Origin of the sequence: Advenella sp. S44, assembly GCF_002810445.1 — a bacterium.
Taxonomy (GTDB): Bacteria; Pseudomonadota; Gammaproteobacteria; order Burkholderiales; family Burkholderiaceae_B; genus Advenella.
In genome coordinates this window covers 76,657-94,239 of sequence record NZ_NEXS01000011.1, presented here as the reverse complement: position 1 = coordinate 94,239, position 17,583 = coordinate 76,657, and the positions used below count along the sequence as shown (strand labels likewise).

Below are 17,583 nucleotides of genomic sequence, written 5' to 3'. Positions count from 1 at the left end.
TGGAGGAACCATGAAACACATAAAACACCAACTGACTAACCTGGCTGCCGTATTAGGGCTGCTGGCCGCACCGCTGACTTATGCGGCCGATGCCGCGACGGACTACCCGGCCAAACCCGTCAAGCTGGTTGTTGGCTACGCGCCAGGTGGCACAACGGACATCAGTGCGCGTTTGATGGCCGATATGCTTTCCAAGGAACTGGGTCAGCCATTCATCGTGGAAAACAAACCTGGCGCAAATAGCAATATTGGCGCCGAATATGTTGCCAAATCCAAGGCTGACGGCTATACGCTGCTGGTCGGATCAATTTCAACTGCAATTAATCCCTCTCTGTATTCGAAACTGGGATATGACCCTATGAAGGATTTTGCGGCAGTCGGCCTCTTGAATATTGTGCCCAATATTATGGCCGTCAACCCCAAGGTGCCGGTCAAGACTGTCAAGGAATATATTGAGTATGCAAAGAAGAACCCGGATGCGCTGACGTGCGCCTCGCCAGGCAGCGGTTCCTCGGCGCATCTTGGTTGTGAGCTGTTCAAAATGAAAGCCGGTATTTCAATTTTGCACGTGCCTTATCGTGGCAGCGGCCCGGCAGTAGCCGATTTGCTGGGCGGACAGGTTTCTTCGATTTTTGATAACCTGCCCCCATTGCTGCCTCATGTGCGCTCAGGCAAACTTACCGGACTGGCTGTGACCACCGCAGAACGTGTACCGTTCGCTCCGGAAATTCCGACGATTGCCGAGTCCGGGGTAGCAGACTTTAACGTGGCCGCCTGGTTCGGTATATTGGCCCCCGCGGAAACGCCGCCGGCGATTATCGAGAAAGTCAATGTGGCGCTTAACAAGGCACTTGCAGATCCCGCATTGATCGAAAAGTACAGCAATAATGGCTTCTTGATGCCCACTGCACCCAACACACCGGCTTCATTCAAGGCATTCGTCCAGAGCGAAGTGAACAAATGGGGTGAGGTTGTGAAGGCAACAAACCTGAAAATAGACTAACGCCGGATCGTGCAGGCCGTGCTCATTGCGGCCTGCCGTTTCGGTGCGGTGGGGCCGGATTCTGTGAGATGCCACCTGATCAAAGGTGAGGCCCCTGCCGACCAACACAGCAGGGCCTCGGAATTCGGTTCATTGATACACGCTCTTCGACCTGCCGATGGCCTTGCGGCAGACCAAACAAGGTCGCAAAGAAATCCATGTTCTGCCGTGGACGTAATCACATGTGGCGTGCAGTCTTGTCTTTCGAACGGAATGCTGACACATCAATAGAAAGCGGTTGTGGCGGGATGAAACAGTGGCTGGGCGCTTTGTTCGCTTGGGTTGTTTGATGATGTAAAAAGAGTTGACACTTTTACATCGTATTTGATAGGCTACGGCTCACTATGAACATGAGCACGACCGAAAACACAATCAATAAACAAGAGACTCAAATTCCCTTGGCGGACACCGTGTTCCAACGCATTCTGGATGCCATATATGACGGCAGATTAGCTCCGGACAGTGTCATTAATGAAGCATCAATGGCGCAAGAGTTCGGCGTAAGCCGAGGCCCCGTGCGCGAAGCCATCCGGCGGTTGCAGGGCATTCAGCTTGTTACTCGTGAACCATACATCAAGGCGCGGGTTATGTCACTCTCGGCTGAATCCGCACTGGAACTGTTCCAGATGCGTATGGCCCTGGAGGGCATGGCATGCAATCTTGCGACACAACGCATGTCGGATCAGGAGATAGCCGCACTGCTCAATGAGATGGAGCAAGACCGCCAACTGCGCGCCACCGGAGCCGAGCCGCCCCGGATATTTGATTTTCACGAGCGTATTGTCCGCGCTTGCGGCAACCAGCGAATTATCGCGGCGCTCTGCAGCGATCTGTATCATCTGCTTCGCATTTATCGTCGGCACTCGGGCACCGTGCTTGAGCGTAAGGATGACGCATACGCCGAACATTGGCAGATTGTGCGGGCCATAAAAAGCCGTGATGGAGATCTGGCTGAGTCCCTGATGCGCTCACATATTGAACGTGCGGCAGCGCACCTTGTTCATCATTTGCCGGTTTAGGCGATTGATGAGTCTGCGACGATTTGATGACGAGGCTGCGGGGGGCGGTTTTACCACGGTAAGCGGAGCCCGATGGGGTCTGCTCGTCTCTGTTTCTACAGAAGCGCGATGGCCGCTTCCAACTCTTCTCGACTGAGCTTTTCAGTAATCAGCACCAGAGCACCTTGCTGCTGCTCTTCAACGGCACGGCGCAGTTGTCGGGGCGCGCTAAAAAGGTGGTGCACGCCATGAACGGCGTAGTAGTCGCCATCCTCCATGCACAGGATGCCCTTGGCGCGCAGCAATGCTTCGCCGTGCTGTCGTTGCATGACATGGACCCAGTTGGCATAATCTTCCCAGCATACTGGCTTATTGATGTGAAAGGTGTGCGCCGTAATCCCATATCTGAAAACGTGTCCCAGCAAAGAAGTTCGGTCACTTATGGCCGGCAACTGCCGAGGCCGGTCATCGGTATTCGCGAGTAGCCGGCCTATTCCCGCTGCGTCCAGCGTCGGTCCGATTTGTATTTCGGCATGAGGGTTGCGAATGCTCAGGTCCTGTTGCAGATTCCCGATTGCTGAAGGATTTTCCAGCAGATCGGTCTTGGTGAGAATGAGATGATCTGCTACGGCAAGCTGGGTCGCCGCCTCGCGATAGGAACTGATGGCTTCCAGCCCATGAATGGCGTCGATCGTGGTAATGATGCCCGCCAGGCGGAATCGGCGTGCAATAGCGGGATCGCCGCCAATCGCGTTGATAATGGCGCCCGGGTCGGCGAGCCCGGAGGTTTCGATGACAATCCGGTCAAAGTGAGGTATCTCTTGTCTGAGCCGGCGGTAATAAAGCGACTCCAGGCTTTCCTGCAAGGAGCCGCTCATGGCGCAGCACAGGCATCCGGAATCCAGCAAAACAATGTCGGTATCGCTGGACTGATCCACCAGAAGATGGTCCAGTCCAACTTTACCGAACTCGTTAATAATGACGGCGGTATCGGAGAACTCGGGACGATGTATTAAGCGGCTCAACAGGCTTGTCTTCCCGCTGCCGAGAAACCCCGTTAGCAGAAAGACAGGCGTCGGTTGCGAAGTGATCGAGCCTGTTCGGTCGGACATTAGACGAAACCTTTCGCGTTAATAGTCATGCTGCGCCACGTTCTGAATCCGGCAGCTCGCGCAAATAATCAGCAACTTCTGCAGTTGGGATCACATCTGCGTACTTGCAATTCATATCGAACAAGTTGACCGCGTGGCTTGCCTGGAACCGGTCGAAGGTCGCCTCTTCTGGAATGATTACCTTGAAATTATATGAATATGCATCGACCGTTGTCGCGCGCAGGCAGCCAGAGGTGGCGCAGCCTACTAATATCAGCGTATCGACATCGAAAAAATTCAGATGGCTCATGAAGATGGTGCCGAAAAAGCATGAGGGTTTCTGTTTGGTAATTCGGATATCCTGCGGGCGTGGCGCCAGCGGGGCAACGGTTTCGGTGGCGTGGGTATTGGCCACAACGGTTTTTTCACCGCCACGATGGTTTTTTCCAACCTGAACGCCGCTATCCAGAAGGTCAGGCCGACGGCCACTTTCTGTATAAAAAACTGGAATGTTCTTTTCGCGGGCCAGTTCAAGCAAAGGCACCATGTGCGCGACAGCGTCCCAGGCCTCTTTGCCGCAATGCGTGCGGTATTGCTTGAGGCCTTCCAAAATGTCTTGTGGCGTATCGCCGCAAAAATTGTATTGCACATCGATGATAAACAGAGCAGGGCGTTTGCCGAAGCCGCCACGTTTGCCGTAGCCGGCGGCCTGGAAAACCTGTTTGTCGCGCTCGGTGAGGAAATCTTCCCAAATCCGCTTGGTTTCACTCATGTTTGTTCCTATAAATCAAAGTTGGGTTATTAAGGATTCAGGCGACGCAGGAAGCGCCCGCCTGGGAGATTGCTAGCGTCTTGCGTGATCTTCCCATCCACGGCAACGGTCCGGCCCCGCACCAGTGTTCTGACCGGCCAGCCTTTGAGTGTCATTCCTTCGTAGGGTGAGTAGTCAGAGTTGGACTCCAGCGTGTCAGGATCGACCGTTTTCTCAAGATTTGGATCGACAATCAACAGGTCTGCGTCTTTGCCGATTTCTATGCTGCCTTTGTCCGGCATGCCGTAAATCTTCGCGGCATTTTCACTTGCCACTTTGATCAAGGTTTCAAGCGGAACCTTGCGCTTGTGATAGCCCTCGTGCAGCAGGATGGGCAAAATCATGCCGGTACCCGGAAAACCATTGCTGGCTGCCCAGATGTCCTTGTCTTTTGTTTCACGCTTGCGAGGCACATGATCCGAGCCAATGGTCGTTACCGAGCCGTCCAGCACGCCTTCCCACATTGCTTCGACGTCGTCCTGCCCGCGAACGGGTGGATTGACTTTGGCATAGGTGCCGGCAGAGGATTCGTCGTTCAGAAAAAGATAGTGCGGACATGTTTCGACGTACATGGGCGGCGCGTTCGGGGTAAGCCGGTGGCGGCGTACTTCGTTCAGCGCTTCGCGGCTGCTCAGATGCACAATGTTGACGGGGGTGCCTGTCTTTGTGGCGAAGTAGCACACGCGATGCACGTTTTCCGCTTCCAAGAAATCGGGACTTTGTTCGTTCCATGCTTTCAAGTCGTCACGTCCGGCGGCCCGCAAGGGATCGCGCAGCAAGGGGATCACTTCCACGTTCTCGCAGTGCACGCCGAGCACCGCGCCAGGAATCTTGGCTGTTTCGCGCAGCGCGGCGAACAACAGGCCGTCGTCGATGTCAGTGAAACCTTTGGACAAGCCCGATGCGCCTTTGTACATCATGTAGAGCTTATAGGAAGGGACGCCAAACTGATGGGAGATCTCGCTCAACGTTTCAACATGCAAATGACTGGTAATGCCAAAATGAAAGCCGAAATCAATACAGCTTTGATTCTGTGCGCGCTCGCGGACGGCATCAAATGAGTCGCGTATGTCTGCTGAGCGATGGAATGATAATACGGTTGTCGTGCCGCCCAGCGCAGCAAAGCGAGACTCAGTCTCGAAATCTGTCTCAGGAGAGCCGAAACCGAAATGCACATGCGGGTCAATAACGCCGGGCAATGTCCAGAGCCCCTCACAGTCTATCGTTTCCGCTGCCTGGAGGCGGGCGTTGGGCTCGACAATGAGTGCAATGCGGCCATTGCGTATTCCGATCTGGCCTGGTGTCAGGCCCTTGCCAGGCAGCATGATTTGGGTATTGGTCAGTACGAGGTCCAGTTCCATAGTGTCGTCTTCAGTATTGTTAAGTGTTGAGCCGGGGGTGTGCAGTATCGGGTTAATCGTTTGCTTGCAGGAAGCCGCGAAGCACGCTGCGGGGAATGCCGCCTTCCATGATCAGGTGTCGCTCTGCGGCCGTCAACACTTGCGGGCGTACCTGGAAGCGGATTTCGCGACCATCCTGTCGGGCGCTGACGTTGATGAGTTCGCTGTTCGTAATTCCTGCTTCAACGTTTTCGAAATGGAAAGATTCGCTGCCGGTCAGACCCAGTTGTCGCCAACCTTCTCCTTCCTGGAACGCCAAAGGCAGAACTCCCATGCCGACCAGGTTGGCGCGGTGGATGCGTTCATAGGACTCGGCAATTACCGCCTGTATTCCCAGCAGGGCGGTGCCCTTTGCTGCCCAGTCGCGGCTGCTGCCGGTGCCGTATTCTTTGCCGGCCAGGATAATTGTTGCATGGCCTTCCTGTTGATAGCGCGTTGCCGCCTCAAATATCGTCATTTCTATGTCGTCCGGAAAATACCGGGTAAAGCCGCCTTCAACTTCCGGCACCAATTGGTTTTTAGTGCGGATATTGGCGAATGTCGCGCGTGTCATGATTTGATAATTGCAGCGACGCGCAACGTAGCTGTTGAAATCGCGTGGCGTGATACCGGCCTCCAGCAGGTACTGGCCTGCGGGAGTATCGCTGGGTATCTCGCCCCCGGGAGAAATATGGTCTGTTGTCAAGGAATCGCCGAAGGCGGCCAGAACGCGGGTGGCATCCAGTGATTGCGCCAGCCTGGCCAGTCCGTCGCCATCTGACGGATGCTTGAAAAAGGGGGGCTCAATGAGGTAATGCGAGTCGGGATTCCAAGGGAACAGCACTCCCTCGGGGGCATGCATATCGCGCCACATTTGAGTATCGATCACTGCACTGTGATATGTCTCGGAAAAAGTCTCTGGCTTGCCGGCCAGCGGCAACAAGGCGGCTATGTCATCCGGCGTTGGCCAAACGTCCTGCAGATAAATGGCTTTGCCGTTGCTGTCGTGGCCCACGGGGTCACGCTCAAAATCGATGTCGATTCTTCCGGCAAGTGCATAGGCCACGACAAGCGGCGGTGCACCGATATAATTGGCGCGGATCAGTTTGTGTATACGACCTTCAAAGTTTCGATTGCCTGACAGCGCGGCTGCGACGACAAGCCCTTTCTTTTCGATCTGCGCTATGACCGCGTCATCCAGTGGCCCGGACTTGCCGCCGCAAGTCGTGCAGCCATATCCGATCAGATGGAATCCAAGCGTTGCCAACGGTTGAAGCAGGCCGGCATCTTTCAGATATCGTGTGACAGTGCGTGAGCCCGGTGCGAGCGACGTTTTGACCCATGCCGGGACAGTCAGCCCGAGCGCTACGGCTTTACGGGCGATCAACCCTGCGGCGAGCATAACGCTTGGGTTAGAGGTATTGGTGCACGAGGTAATGGCAGCCAGTACGACAGCGCCGTGATCGAGCTCGTCGATGCTGGAAATATACGAGCGCGGCGGGCGGGTGGCGTTGTTGTGCGCGCCGAATCCGTCTTCGGACAGGGGCTTATCCAGCCGGCGCCTGAAGTCAGCAGCGACGGCATGGATTGGCAGCCGATCCTGCGGCCGACGTGGCCCGGCAACCGAGGGTTGTGCGCGCGACAGGTCGATTTCCAGCACGCGACTGTACCGGGGTTCCTGTTCAGGCGAAGACCGGAAAAGCCCATTGGCTTTGCAGTAGGCTTCAATCAGATGCACGTGCGCCGGGTCGCGGCCCGAACTGAGCAGATACTCAAGTGTTCGAACATCGACAGGAAAGAAACCACAAGTGGCACCATACTCGGGAGCCATGTTTGCGATGGTGGCGCGTTCCTGGACTGACAGGGCCGGCAGCGCGGGGCCGAAGAATTCAATCATGGTTCCCGTAACCCCTTCCATGCGCAGCGCCTCAGTAATAAGCAAAGCGGCATCTGTTGTCATGGCAGGGGGCGCGATGCTGCCGACCAGCCTGACGCCGACTACCTCTGGAATAGGGAAGGTATAGGCATGTCCCAGCAAAGCCGCTTCCGCGTCGATACCACCCACGCCCCATCCCAGCACGCCAAGCGCATTGATCATTGGCGTATGCGAGTCGCCGCCGATGACAAAGTCCGGATACAGCCAGGCGCCGTCTTTTCGCTCGTCTTTCATGACCACAGAGGCAATGTACTCCAGATTGACCTGGTGGATGATACCTGTGCCGGGGGGAAATACACGCAAGCCGCGGAACGCTTGTTGTGCCCATTTCAGAAACTCATAACGTTCGTTGTTGCGCTCAAATTCACGACGCAAATTAAGCGACATCGCGTCTGCATTCTTCCAGTTGTCCACCTGCAGCGAATGATCCACTATCAGGTCAACGGGAACTTGAGTGTCGACGGTGGCGGGGTCCCCGTTATTGCGCGCCACGGCATCGCGCAGTGCTGCCAGATCCTGAAGCACCGGCAGGCCACTGGAGTCAGGCAGAATAACCCTGGCCACGTGTAACGCAAGTTCGGCGCCGACGTTTTCATTCCACTTGAGCAGGGCAGCGACTTCGTTTTCGGTAATGTTGGCGCCCCAGCTCTTATGGCGACAGACGTTCTCCAGAAGCACGCGTATGACGTACGGAAAGGCGGATAGGTCCTGTCCGGATGCCGCTGTAATGTCGTGTATGTTGGTATAGCGCAGGGACTGCTGTTGGATCTGTATTTGTTTTGTCATGGCATAGACTTGTTGGCGCATGAAGGATTTCATAAGGTTAAATTTAACGCCTGAAATTGTCAACAGTTTTCCCGGTGAAGGTAGATTTTGTCATCTATCAGTCAATCTAAATATATTCAATAAAAATTTAATATTGTTAATTATCAATCGATTATATACATAAAGCGCCTGGAGATGTATCGAGCATGCAGTGGTTTGAAAATTAAATTGATCAAAAGAGTTGACAGTTTAGTGAATGGATTGATATTCTGTTGGGCATTCGGGGGCGATAAGTGTTTAACGCCTCTCACGATTCGTGAAGACAGTCTTTATGTTTACTTTTGTGGGAATGGACAAAGAATGAATAGTGCCAGCAAGTTTCGGGCGTTACTGAAAAGTGAAGCCTTTATCGTTTCACCCGGAGTCTACGATGGCTATAGCATACGTCTGGTCGAAGCCGCCGGCTTTAAGACGGCATGCACCAGCGGGGCTGCGATCTCCAATTCACTGCTCGGCGTGGCTGACATCGGCGTTATGGGACTGGCAGAGAATGTCAACCATTGCCGCAATCTGGCGCGTTCGGTCTCTATCCCCCTGACGGCGGATGCAGATACCGGTTACGGCAACCCGGTAAACGTATTTCACACCGTCCGGTTGTTTGAAGAGGCCGGTGTGGCGGGAGTCAATCTTGAAGATCAGGTCAGCCCCAAGCGTTGCGGGCACATGCCCGGCAAAGATGTCATCAGCGAAGCCGAGATGGTCAAGAAAATCGAGGCGGCATGTCTGGCGCGTCACAATGACGACTTCGTGATCGTGGCTCGTACGGATTCCCTGGCAGTAGAAGGAATCGAAGGCACGATCCGACGAGCCAAGGCTTACGCAGCGGCGGGTGCCGATATGCTGTTTCCGGATGCTGTGCGCACCGAGGACGACATCCAGCGAATTGTCGATGCGGCGGGCATCCCGGTGAGCGTCAATATGGGCTTCGGCATTCGCGCGCGCCCCACCACGCCCCTCATTCCACTGCCCCGATTAAAGGAAATGGGTGTCAAGCGCATCAGCCTTCCGCGCATGTTGCCGGCCGCAGCAATTCACGCAATGCAGCAGGCCTTGGGCGTGATGCAGGAAGTGATTGCCACGGGCGAGCCGGCAGATCGACCGGATTTGCTTGTGGGCATTGAAGACATTATGAAGCTCATGGATTATGAAAACATGCGCGCCCTGGAAAAACGCCTGACGACTCTGGATCAGTGAGGAGCGCGGATGTGTGCTGAACGTGTCGCCGTCATTACCGGTTCGGCTTCGGGTATAGGGCTGGCGCTCGCTCAGCGCTTGCTAGGCGCAGGCTGGACGGTATGCGGGATCGACTGTCAGCCCTGGCCGATGTCGGCTTGCCCAGCCTATACGCATTATTCGTGCGATCTGACGGACCACGCTAGCATCGACGCAATGGTGACACAGCTGCCGGGGCAACTGCACGCTTTTGTGCATTGTGCCGGAGTCATGCGTAGCGGCGGGGCTTTTGATTCGCAGCCACAAGAAACGGAGTTGCTGTGGCGCCTGCATGGTGCCGCGCCATTGGCTCTGGTCGGCCATCTTGGCCCGCGTCTGGTCGAGAGGCTGGGACGAATTGTGCTGGTCTCAAGTCGTGCCATGCTGGGTCGTGCACGCCGAGCAGCATATGCAGCTACCAAGGCTGCACAGGTCGGTATGGCGCGTAGTCTTGCGGCCGAACTCATCGGGCGCGGCATCACGGTAAATGTGGTGGCGCCTGGGGTGGTCGATACGCCGATGCTGAACGATTCGGCGCGCGGCGCAGCCCCCGTGCTTGATCTGCCGTTAGGTCGCCTGATTCGCCCCGACGAAGTGGCCGCGACCATCGCCTTTTTTCTTTCGCCCGAGGCTGGTGCGATCACAGGGCAAACGCTATACGTGTGCGGTGGCGCATCCATAGGAGCAGCATCGGTATGACAGTCAACGCTGACCTTTCCGGGCATGTCGTTGTCATCACTGGTGCAGCCGGTGACCTGGGCTGGGGAATCGCCCAAGCATGCCTGGGCGCTGGAGCGCGGGTCGCGTTGGTTGACCTGGATGCTGAAGGACTTGCCCAGCGCAGCGGCCAGGACGATGAGCGCCTGTTGCGTTTGCCCTGCGATGTGGCAGATTCCGAACAGGTACGTCGTGTGATCGATGCTGTACTGGCGCGCTGGGGACGCCTTGACGTGTTGGTAAATAATGCCGCGGTCGTGACGCCCGGCGAGAAGTTGGGCGACCTGTCCCTTGAGCACTGGCAGCAGGCGTTGGACATCAACCTGACCGGGGCGTGGCTGATGAGCAAGTTTGCACTGGGGCCCATGCGACGTGCCGGTCGGGGCTTAGTGCTCAACATTGCGTCGCAGTTGGGCAGTGTTGCCGCGCCGGGACGAGGCGCTTACGGCACCAGCAAGGCAGGGTTGATCGCGCTGGCACGGGCTATTGCAGTGGATCACGCTGACGAAGGCGTTCGGTCCGTGAGTTTATCACCCGGCGCGGTATTGACCAGTCGAGTGTTGCGCCGTTATGGCGATGCCGAGACGGCGCGTCATATGCTGGCCTCACGCTATCCAGTCGGACGCCTGGGGGAAGTAGAAGACATCGCCCAAATGGCCTTGTTCCTCATGAGTAAAAGCGCTTCGTTCATGACGGGCGTAGATGTACGTGTAGATGGGGGATATACCGCAATATAGCGGCGATCCGTTCTGTTTTACATTTTTATTAACTACATTGATTCACGCACAGAGAGACACACGAATATGAGAAAGTTCTTCACTGCCGGCGCCAGCTTGCGTCGTACTCTGCTCAAAAGCACCGCGCTGGGTTTACTGGCCGGGCCGCTGGGTATATTTGCAATGACCGGCGCGGCGGCTGATGATGGCGTGGCGGGCTATCCCTCGCGTCCCGTTACAATCGTTGTTCCGTTTCCCGCCGGTGGCGCCACGGACATTACCGCGCGCCTGGTTGCCGATGGGCTTGCCAAAAAGTGGGATCAATCGGTTATTGTTGAAAACCGTCCGGGTGCCGGTGGTAATCTCGGTTCGGAATACGTGGCTCGCTCAAAGCCGGATGGTTATACACTGGTTCTGGGCGTGACAGGATCCCATGGGATCAACGTCTCGCTTTATAAAAATATGCGCTACGATCCGATCAAGGATTTTGAGCCCATTACCCAGGCCACGCTGTATCCCAATGCCATCGTGGTCAATAACAAGGTCCCTGCTGACAATCTGACCGAGTTGATCGAACTCCTGAAGACAGAGGACGAGGGAAAGTATTCCTACGGCTCGGATGGCAATGGTACAGCGTCGCACTTGGGCATGGAGTTGCTCAAGAACCGCAGCGGATTTGAGCTATTGCACATTCCCTATCGCGGTAGCACTCCAATGGTGACCGATTTGCTGGGTGGTCAGATTCAAGTCGGTATTACCGGCCTGCCGGCAGTACAGGCTTATGCCAAAAGCGGCAAACTGAAAATTGTTGCGCTCACGACCGCCGATCGCTTTGACAGTGCACCCGACTACCCTACGGTAGCGGAACAAGGGTTTCCTGGCTTTGCCGCACCTCCATGGTCAGGCTTTTTTGCGCCCAAGGGTACGCCCAAGGCACTGATCGAAAAAATCGCTGCCGACATGCGTGAAGTCATGGCCGACCCACAAGCTAAGGCGAAGATGATCGGAGCGGGCAGCGAATTCAAACCTTCCTCGCCCGATCAGTTTGGCACGTTTGTCGACGAGGAAATTACCAAGTGGGCCGAGGCGGTGAAAATTTCCGGTGCTCGCGTGGAGTGAAATCGATTTTTTCACAATGGCACGCTACAAGTAATAAGTAAGTTGATCTGTTCACTTGCTCTGCCGAGATATTCGGGAAGAGCGACAAAAGACGCAGTCGCAAGGTTATTCGGCCGGCTTTTGCGTCTTTTGTTTTTGACGGGGTAACTATGTGGTCTTTTTTCCGCAAGAAAGCCGGATTTCACGATTGGTTTCGGACGAGTAGACGCATTGAACTTTTGTGAGAGTCTACAAGAACTGACTTTGTATATCGGTAAATTTATGCTTTCCTCTATGTCTCCGGCGAGCAGTGCATGAACGGGCTTAACATAGACAGCTCAATGGCTCATCTTGGATACGGTGAGTAGCACATACGGTATTCGCGGTGAAAAAAGCGCTGACCGCCCGGGCAGCAGTTTGCCTGACCAGATATCTGGTTCGACAGATGACACTATTAGTTGATTTTCAATCCCAGGTCATTAATTACTTTGTGCCAGCGTGTGATCTCGGTATCAATGAAAGCATTTGATTGCTCCCTGGTCGATGACTTGGGGGTTGCGCCAAACTCAGCCAGTTGTTTGATAAACGATTCGCTCTTGAGTACTTCATTGACCTTGATGTTTAATTCGTCGAGATATTGAACGGGCGTCTTTGCGGGCGCTAGTAAGGCGAACCAGCTAACAACATTAAAATCGGCATAGCCTTCTTCAGCCATCGTGGGCACGTCAGGAAATTCCTTGAAACGCTGCTGAGACGTTACCGCCAACGGACGCAGTGCACCGCTTTTTATATGCGGCATCATCACGGCCACATTATCGAACATCATTTCTACTCTTCCTGCAATTAAATCCGAAAGTGCGGCTGAGCTTCCTTTGTAGGGCACATGAAGAATATTCACCCCAGCATCTTTCTTATAGACTTCGCCTGCCAAGTGCTGACCGGTTCCAGCACTTGCAGAAGCAAAATTAATTTCACCAGGGTGCTGCTTTAGATAGGCAGTCAGCTCATCCACCGATTTAACCGTCAACTTGGGATTGACGACCAGAACATAGGGTGAAGTGGCGACCATACCAATTGTGGCGAAGTCATTCTTTGCGTCAAAGCTCAAGTTGGAATACAAGGATGGGTTAGTCGCGTGAGTACTGGCTACGAACAGCAAAGATTCGCCGTTAGGCGTTGCGCGTGCTACTGCAGATGCCGCTATATTTCCGCTTGCCCCGGGTCTGTTTTCAACAACAAACTCCCGATGCATCTGTTTTGACAGTTCATTTGCTAACGCGCGCGCCATCACGTCCGTGGCGCCTCCTGGCGGAAACCCGACCATGACACGGATGGGATTCTGGGCGAAAACTGAGGTCGGGGATAATACCGTGGAAATTACAGACGCGCTAATTGCCATTGTCTTCAGTATGGCGTTGATACAGGTTTCCATAAGCGTTCCCTATTAATTTATTATGCAGGCTGCCATAGGTAGATGTTCTCTGCCGGCGTTACTCGTCCAACGCCGACACTATTGCATCAATCATGTAACAACGATAGCGCCTTGGCCAAGTCCTTGTTGCCCTTGGTTTTTATCGCTTCCGCTCCTGTAGCTTCATCTTCGTAGCGTCCATAGTAGTCGCCCATCGTTGATGTTCTCAGCATATGGCGGATTTCCGAACGATCGAAATCTCCTACCGCCAAATGAGTCAAGCATCGGTTATCCCACATCACAAGATCTCGGACAGACCAACGATGACGGTAGACAAACCTGGGAGAAACAGCGTGCTCGGACAGGTATTTAATCAGGGTGGCGCTTTCGGCTTCTGTCATGCCCACGAATCTGCGAGTCCGGGGGTTCACGTATAGCGCTTTGCGCTCGGACTCCGGATGGGTACGAATGGCGGGATGGATGACCGGCGGGTTCAGTCGGGCAAACTCTGCGACGATCTCCGGCGGTCGTTTTGCGGTAATTAGATTGACGTCATGGACGGCTTCCAGGCCATCCAGGAATTGTTGCAGCACAGGGGACAGTGTTTCGTAGGCATCGTACATATTAGCGAACATCGTATCGCCACCCACGGAAGGTTTTTCTATGCAATAAACAAGCGTCGCTTTGGCTGGCCTGATTGTATAGGACAGGTCCGTATGCCAGTTTTGTCCTCCGGTAGAGCCGGGAGGCACCTTGCCATTAATCGGTTTGTTCGAAAGCATGAATATCTCATCATAATCAGGATGCCGGTTAAATGGCTGGCTGGAAAAATTGTCCAGCTCCCCAAAATTACGGCTGAATGCAAGTAGCGATTCGGGGTTCAGGTCCTGATCGGGGAAGACCAGTACTTGGTGCCGAGTCCACGCATCTTTGATGTCAAGGATCTGCTGTTCGGTCAGTGGCTTGGAGATATCTACGCCGGTTATTTGAGCGCCTAGTGAATAACCCACGGGTTTGATCTGAATTTGCGCCATTGTCGTCTCCATAAGAATTTGCATAAATACATCTATTTAATACTAACCTTGTTTTATGTATTTTGTCGACATTAAATGTTAGGCGAAATTTATGGCCGCAGCCAGATAATTGTCGCTAAAATAGAACAAACTGCATAAAAAGGAATCGCATGAAACATCAAGATGCCTACTTTCAGAATGAAGCTATCCAGATCGGCCGTCATGCAAAAACATTGCCGGAACAGGTCGCAGAACAGCTTTTGAAAGCCATCCAGGAAGGTGTCATCGAGCCAGGCGAACGCATGAAGGAAGAGACCTATGCGGAACGTTTTGCTGTCAGCCGCAGCACCATACGGGAAGCCATGTCGATTCTTGAGCGACACGGTGTGGCCGAAAGGATCCCGCGATATGGCGTTCGGGTGACTGCCTTCGACCCGCTTGAAATTGAGCAAATCTTTATTATTCGTGCTCAATTGCTCGGATTGGCTGCGCGTCTTGTGGCGGAGAAGCATTCGCCAGATACCCTGGAGCAGTTACAGGCTGGTGTTGCTCAATTGAAAAAGTTAGCCAATGACCCGAAAACCCAGCCGGTGGATTACATGGAAATATCTGTCCACATGCAGCGGATTCTAATGTCGGCAAGCGGTATAAAACGTCTTCATACGATGTATGAGGCGCTGAGCGATCAGGCGCTATGGCGCTTTGCAATTAGAGAAAAGGCGGTTAGCTTCCGTACACAAAAGCGCAGAAAACAGTCAGCTTCCGATTGGGCAGCGGTGGTTGCAGAAGTTTCCAATGGCAACGGTGCAACTGCGGAGAACGCCGCCAAATCGTTGTTACACAGTTCCTATCTTGCTGTGAAGGAAACGCTCTCCTTCAAAGACATAAATAAAGAGCAGGACCCGGCTTAAAAATTGCGCTATTGGTTGCGGCTACCGAACGTATCAATAGCCCGGTTCATTTGAATTTTCTCAGCAATTCCATCCAGTGGAATTGCGCTTGTGATTGTCAGTCAGGCGGAAGGTAGAATTCTTGAATAATAAAACGACAATGACAAGGAGATAACAATGAAGATGAATGACAAGCGTAGAGCGATTCTGATCCAGGGCGCGGCGGCTATGGTTGGCCTGCCTTTCGCTGCTCGGGTATTTGCCGCAACAGCAGAAGCAGTTGGCTATCCTGAAAAGCCGATAAAGATTGTGGTGCCATTTGCACCTGGCGGCCCGACCGATCTGATGGCTCGGGCGATCTCGAGGCCCATGAGCGAGAACCTGGGGCGGACCATTGTGGTCATCAATAAGCCAGGCGGCACAGGTGTCATTGCGCTCAGTGAAGTGCGCAACGCACCTGCCGATGGTTACACCCTGGCTTTTCCTTCTATCCAGGCCGTTACGACTCCGGCGCTGCGTTCTGATTTTCCATTTGATATGACCACTGACTTTACCGGCGTTTCTGTGGTGGGCTATATCTCGCATCTGCTCGTGGTCAATGTAAAAACGCCCGTAAACACTTTGAGCGAATTCATTGACATGGTCAAAGCCAAGCCCTCCGCCTATTTCTATGGCTCTTCGGGCAATGGATCGTCCGGGCACTTGGCGATGGAGATGTTCAAAGACCGGGCGGGCATCGCACTGGAGCACACGCCGTATAAAGGCGCTGCGCCCGCTATTCAGGACCTTTTGTCGGGCAGGATTCACGCCATTTTTCTGGATACTACGGTTGCCTTGCCCTTGTTGAAAGACAATAAAATCAAGGCGTTGGCCGTGCCCACGGCAAAGCGTTCACCGCTGGTGCCAGATGTGCCTACGATCGCTGAACAAGGTTTTCCGGGATTTGAGATTCATCCCTGGTATGGCCTGCTCGCCCGGGCGGGAACTGATCCGGCCATCATCAGCAAGCTAAATGAACATGTAAAAAAAGCACTGGCCGACCCCCGAGTGGCAGAGACATTTAAATCGATGGGTATCGAACCGGGTGGCAATAGCGTGGAAGCGTTCAATCAAGTCATTAGGGAAGATCTGAAAACCTGGCATGGGATTGCCAAAAAGCTTAATCTGAAAATTCAATAGACCTACTATGCACATCATCATTCCTGAAGATTATCAAGATTGCGTTCGTGATCTGGACTGTTTCAAAAAACTGCGATCGCATGAAGTGACTGTCTACAATGACAGTTGTAAAGATCCGGATGAACTGGTGCGACGCTTTGCACACGCCGATGCGTTGGTGCTGACTCGGGAAAGAACGGTGTTGACAGAAGACATGCTCAGACAATTGCCCCGGTTAAAGCTCATCAGTCAAATAGGCAAGGTGGCAGGGCACATTGATCTTGAGGCCTGCCGTCGCCTGGACATTGCCGTGGCGCAGGGAGCCGGATCGGGCACCGCGACGGCAGAGCTTACCTGGGCGTTGATCCTGGCCAGCCGCCGGCATATCGTGGCCGAGGCCAATCGTCTTAAGCAGGGCTTGTGGCAGGGAAGCCTTGGTCAGAAACTACACGGCCACCGGTTGGGCATATGGAGCTATGGCAGAATTGGCGAGCAGGTTGCGCGATATGGTCGAGCCTTCGGCATGAACGTTTGGGTCTGGGGCAGATCAGGATCGACAGATAAAGCCCGATCCGACGGCTTTGAAGTGGCGCCTTCCCGGGAACATTTTTTTGCACAAAGCGACATCGTTTCCCTGCATATCCGTCTTAATGATGAGACGCAGGGTATCGTAAAAGAAACCGATCTAGCCAGAATGGGCACCCACGCGTTGATCGTCAATACCAGCAGGGCAGAGCTGATTCAAACCGGCGCGCTGCAGAATGCGCTGGTTAATGGCGCTCCCGGCTTTGCTGCCGTTGACGTCTATGAGGAGGAACCGGCCACCGCCTCGCCGCTGCTTAATATGCCAAATGTATTGTGTACTCCGCACTTGGGGTATGTAGAGCGAGACAATTATGAAAGTTATTTCGCAACTGCGTTTGATAATATCAACCACTTTTTTGCTGGCGAGCCAACAAACCTGGTGTGAGCGCACACTCAAAATGAGCAGCACAAGGCGCCGTGCTGCTGGAGCATTCCTGGATGGATGTTCAGACGAGGCAGAACGGCAAATAGGGCTGATTTTAGGATATTCGGAAGAGGATATTCGCTTTTATATGAGAATACAAAGCGCCGCCGCCTTATTGAATATCGAGAGCTGGTTGACCTTGGAAAATAGATCCCAGAGCGGGGGTTGTTGAGGCAAACAAATTAAGAAATGAAATATTGGAATTGACGCGAAGGGGCAGCAGTCGCATCGCGAAAAGTATGTGAAGGCATTGAAACCCGCTGGGCGATTATGGCCT

The 17,583-nt window shown here is 53.9% G+C and carries 15 protein-coding genes; 9 read left to right on the top strand and 6 right to left on the bottom strand.

The features are described 5' to 3' along the window. Positions 1-10 precede the first annotated feature (10 nt). Complete coding sequence (locus CAP48_RS18225) at positions 11-1,003, top strand: tripartite tricarboxylate transporter substrate binding protein (RefSeq protein WP_100699298.1); 993 nt, start codon at positions 11-13, stop codon at positions 1,001-1,003. Between the two features lie 383 nt (positions 1,004-1,386). Continuing rightward, positions 1,387-2,061, top strand: coding sequence for a GntR family transcriptional regulator (locus tag CAP48_RS18220; RefSeq protein ID WP_192871362.1), 675 nt, complete (start codon positions 1,387-1,389; stop codon positions 2,059-2,061). Between the two features lie 95 nt (positions 2,062-2,156). Here the strand turns inward: CAP48_RS18220 and CAP48_RS18215 are convergent, their stop codons facing one another. Genes CAP48_RS18215 through acnA form a run of 4 tightly spaced genes read right to left on the bottom strand, consistent with a single transcriptional unit; the run spans position 2,157 to position 8,064 of the window. Continuing rightward, the gene (locus CAP48_RS18215) at positions 2,157-3,152 is read right to left on the bottom strand and encodes a GTP-binding protein (protein WP_100699297.1); all 996 of its coding nucleotides are present in this window, start codon (positions 3,150-3,152) and stop codon (positions 2,157-2,159) included. 25 nt (positions 3,153-3,177) lie between these two features. Then, entirely contained in the window at positions 3,178-3,903 is a 726-nt protein-coding gene (locus CAP48_RS18210; RefSeq protein WP_100699296.1) for an isochorismatase family protein, read from the bottom strand. A gap of 29 nt (positions 3,904-3,932) precedes the next feature. After that, a complete protein-coding gene (locus CAP48_RS18205; protein ID WP_100699295.1) occupies positions 3,933-5,303 on the bottom strand; it encodes a dihydroorotase family protein in 1,371 nt (456 codons plus the stop codon). Positions 5,304-5,355: 52 nt separating this feature from the next. After that, the gene (gene acnA / locus CAP48_RS18200; RefSeq protein ID WP_242444558.1) at positions 5,356-8,064 is read right to left on the bottom strand and encodes an aconitate hydratase AcnA; all 2,709 of its coding nucleotides are present in this window, start codon (positions 8,062-8,064) and stop codon (positions 5,356-5,358) included. 318 nt (positions 8,065-8,382) lie between these two features. Between acnA and CAP48_RS18195 the strand changes: the two genes are divergently transcribed. The 4 genes from CAP48_RS18195 to CAP48_RS18180 all read left to right on the top strand — a co-directional run bounded on the left by CAP48_RS18195 (position 8,383) and on the right by CAP48_RS18180 (position 11,846). Beyond that, the gene (locus CAP48_RS18195; RefSeq protein ID WP_100699294.1) at positions 8,383-9,276 is read left to right on the top strand and encodes an oxaloacetate decarboxylase; all 894 of its coding nucleotides are present in this window, start codon (positions 8,383-8,385) and stop codon (positions 9,274-9,276) included. A 9-nt stretch (positions 9,277-9,285) separates the two neighbouring features. Further along, positions 9,286-9,993 (top strand): SDR family NAD(P)-dependent oxidoreductase, encoded by a 708-nt coding sequence (locus tag CAP48_RS18190; RefSeq protein WP_100699293.1) that lies wholly within the window; start codon positions 9,286-9,288, stop codon positions 9,991-9,993. After that, entirely contained in the window at positions 9,990-10,748 is a 759-nt protein-coding gene (locus tag CAP48_RS18185) for an SDR family NAD(P)-dependent oxidoreductase (RefSeq protein WP_100699292.1), read from the top strand. Before CAP48_RS18190 ends, CAP48_RS18185 begins: the two co-directional genes overlap by 4 nt. 66 nt (positions 10,749-10,814) lie before the next feature. After that, a complete protein-coding gene (locus tag CAP48_RS18180) occupies positions 10,815-11,846 on the top strand; it encodes a tripartite tricarboxylate transporter substrate binding protein (RefSeq protein ID WP_100699291.1) in 1,032 nt (343 codons plus the stop codon). Between the two features lie 433 nt (positions 11,847-12,279). Here the strand turns inward: CAP48_RS18180 and CAP48_RS18175 are convergent, their stop codons facing one another. Beyond that, positions 12,280-13,257 (bottom strand): tripartite tricarboxylate transporter substrate binding protein, encoded by a 978-nt coding sequence (locus tag CAP48_RS18175; protein ID WP_100699290.1) that lies wholly within the window; start codon positions 13,255-13,257, stop codon positions 12,280-12,282. A gap of 86 nt (positions 13,258-13,343) precedes the next feature. Next, positions 13,344-14,270, bottom strand: a complete 927-nt coding sequence (locus CAP48_RS18170) for a TauD/TfdA family dioxygenase (RefSeq protein WP_161495301.1) — start codon at positions 14,268-14,270, stop codon at positions 13,344-13,346. A gap of 149 nt (positions 14,271-14,419) precedes the next feature. Between CAP48_RS18170 and CAP48_RS18165 the strand changes: the two genes are divergently transcribed. The 3 genes from CAP48_RS18165 to CAP48_RS18155 all read left to right on the top strand — a co-directional run bounded on the left by CAP48_RS18165 (position 14,420) and on the right by CAP48_RS18155 (position 17,267). Further along, positions 14,420-15,160, top strand: coding sequence for a GntR family transcriptional regulator (locus tag CAP48_RS18165; RefSeq protein WP_100699288.1), 741 nt, complete (start codon positions 14,420-14,422; stop codon positions 15,158-15,160). Between the two features lie 156 nt (positions 15,161-15,316). Next, positions 15,317-16,318 (top strand): tripartite tricarboxylate transporter substrate binding protein, encoded by a 1,002-nt coding sequence (locus CAP48_RS18160; protein ID WP_100699287.1) that lies wholly within the window; start codon positions 15,317-15,319, stop codon positions 16,316-16,318. Positions 16,319-16,325: 7 nt separating this feature from the next. Beyond that, entirely contained in the window at positions 16,326-17,267 is a 942-nt protein-coding gene (locus CAP48_RS18155; protein WP_100699286.1) for a D-2-hydroxyacid dehydrogenase family protein, read from the top strand. Positions 17,268-17,583 lie beyond the last annotated feature (316 nt).

What these genes read in the sequence shown, in the direction of transcription:
- CAP48_RS18220 (WP_192871362.1), top strand. Translation starts at nt 1,387, where the DNA reads ATGAACATGAGCACGACCGAAAACACAATCAATAAACAAGAGACTCAA.
- acnA (WP_242444558.1), bottom strand. Translation starts at nt 8,064, where the DNA reads ATGCGCCAACAAGTCTATGCCATGACAAAACAAATACAGATCCAACAG.
- CAP48_RS18210 (WP_100699296.1), bottom strand. Translation starts at nt 3,903, where the DNA reads ATGAGTGAAACCAAGCGGATTTGGGAAGATTTCCTCACCGAGCGCGAC.
- CAP48_RS18180 (WP_100699291.1), top strand. Translation starts at nt 10,815, where the DNA reads ATGAGAAAGTTCTTCACTGCCGGCGCCAGCTTGCGTCGTACTCTGCTC.
- CAP48_RS18170 (WP_161495301.1), bottom strand. Translation starts at nt 14,270, where the DNA reads ATGGCGCAAATTCAGATCAAACCCGTGGGTTATTCACTAGGCGCTCAA.
- CAP48_RS18225 (WP_100699298.1), top strand. Translation starts at nt 11, where the DNA reads ATGAAACACATAAAACACCAACTGACTAACCTGGCTGCCGTATTAGGG.
- CAP48_RS18190 (WP_100699293.1), top strand. Translation starts at nt 9,286, where the DNA reads ATGTGTGCTGAACGTGTCGCCGTCATTACCGGTTCGGCTTCGGGTATA.
- CAP48_RS18175 (WP_100699290.1), bottom strand. Translation starts at nt 13,257, where the DNA reads ATGGAAACCTGTATCAACGCCATACTGAAGACAATGGCAATTAGCGCG.
- CAP48_RS18185 (WP_100699292.1), top strand. Translation starts at nt 9,990, where the DNA reads ATGACAGTCAACGCTGACCTTTCCGGGCATGTCGTTGTCATCACTGGT.
- CAP48_RS18215 (WP_100699297.1), bottom strand. Translation starts at nt 3,152, where the DNA reads ATGTCCGACCGAACAGGCTCGATCACTTCGCAACCGACGCCTGTCTTT.
- CAP48_RS18160 (WP_100699287.1), top strand. Translation starts at nt 15,317, where the DNA reads ATGAAGATGAATGACAAGCGTAGAGCGATTCTGATCCAGGGCGCGGCG.
- CAP48_RS18195 (WP_100699294.1), top strand. Translation starts at nt 8,383, where the DNA reads ATGAATAGTGCCAGCAAGTTTCGGGCGTTACTGAAAAGTGAAGCCTTT.
- CAP48_RS18155 (WP_100699286.1), top strand. Translation starts at nt 16,326, where the DNA reads ATGCACATCATCATTCCTGAAGATTATCAAGATTGCGTTCGTGATCTG.
- CAP48_RS18205 (WP_100699295.1), bottom strand. Translation starts at nt 5,303, where the DNA reads ATGGAACTGGACCTCGTACTGACCAATACCCAAATCATGCTGCCTGGC.
- CAP48_RS18165 (WP_100699288.1), top strand. Translation starts at nt 14,420, where the DNA reads ATGAAACATCAAGATGCCTACTTTCAGAATGAAGCTATCCAGATCGGC.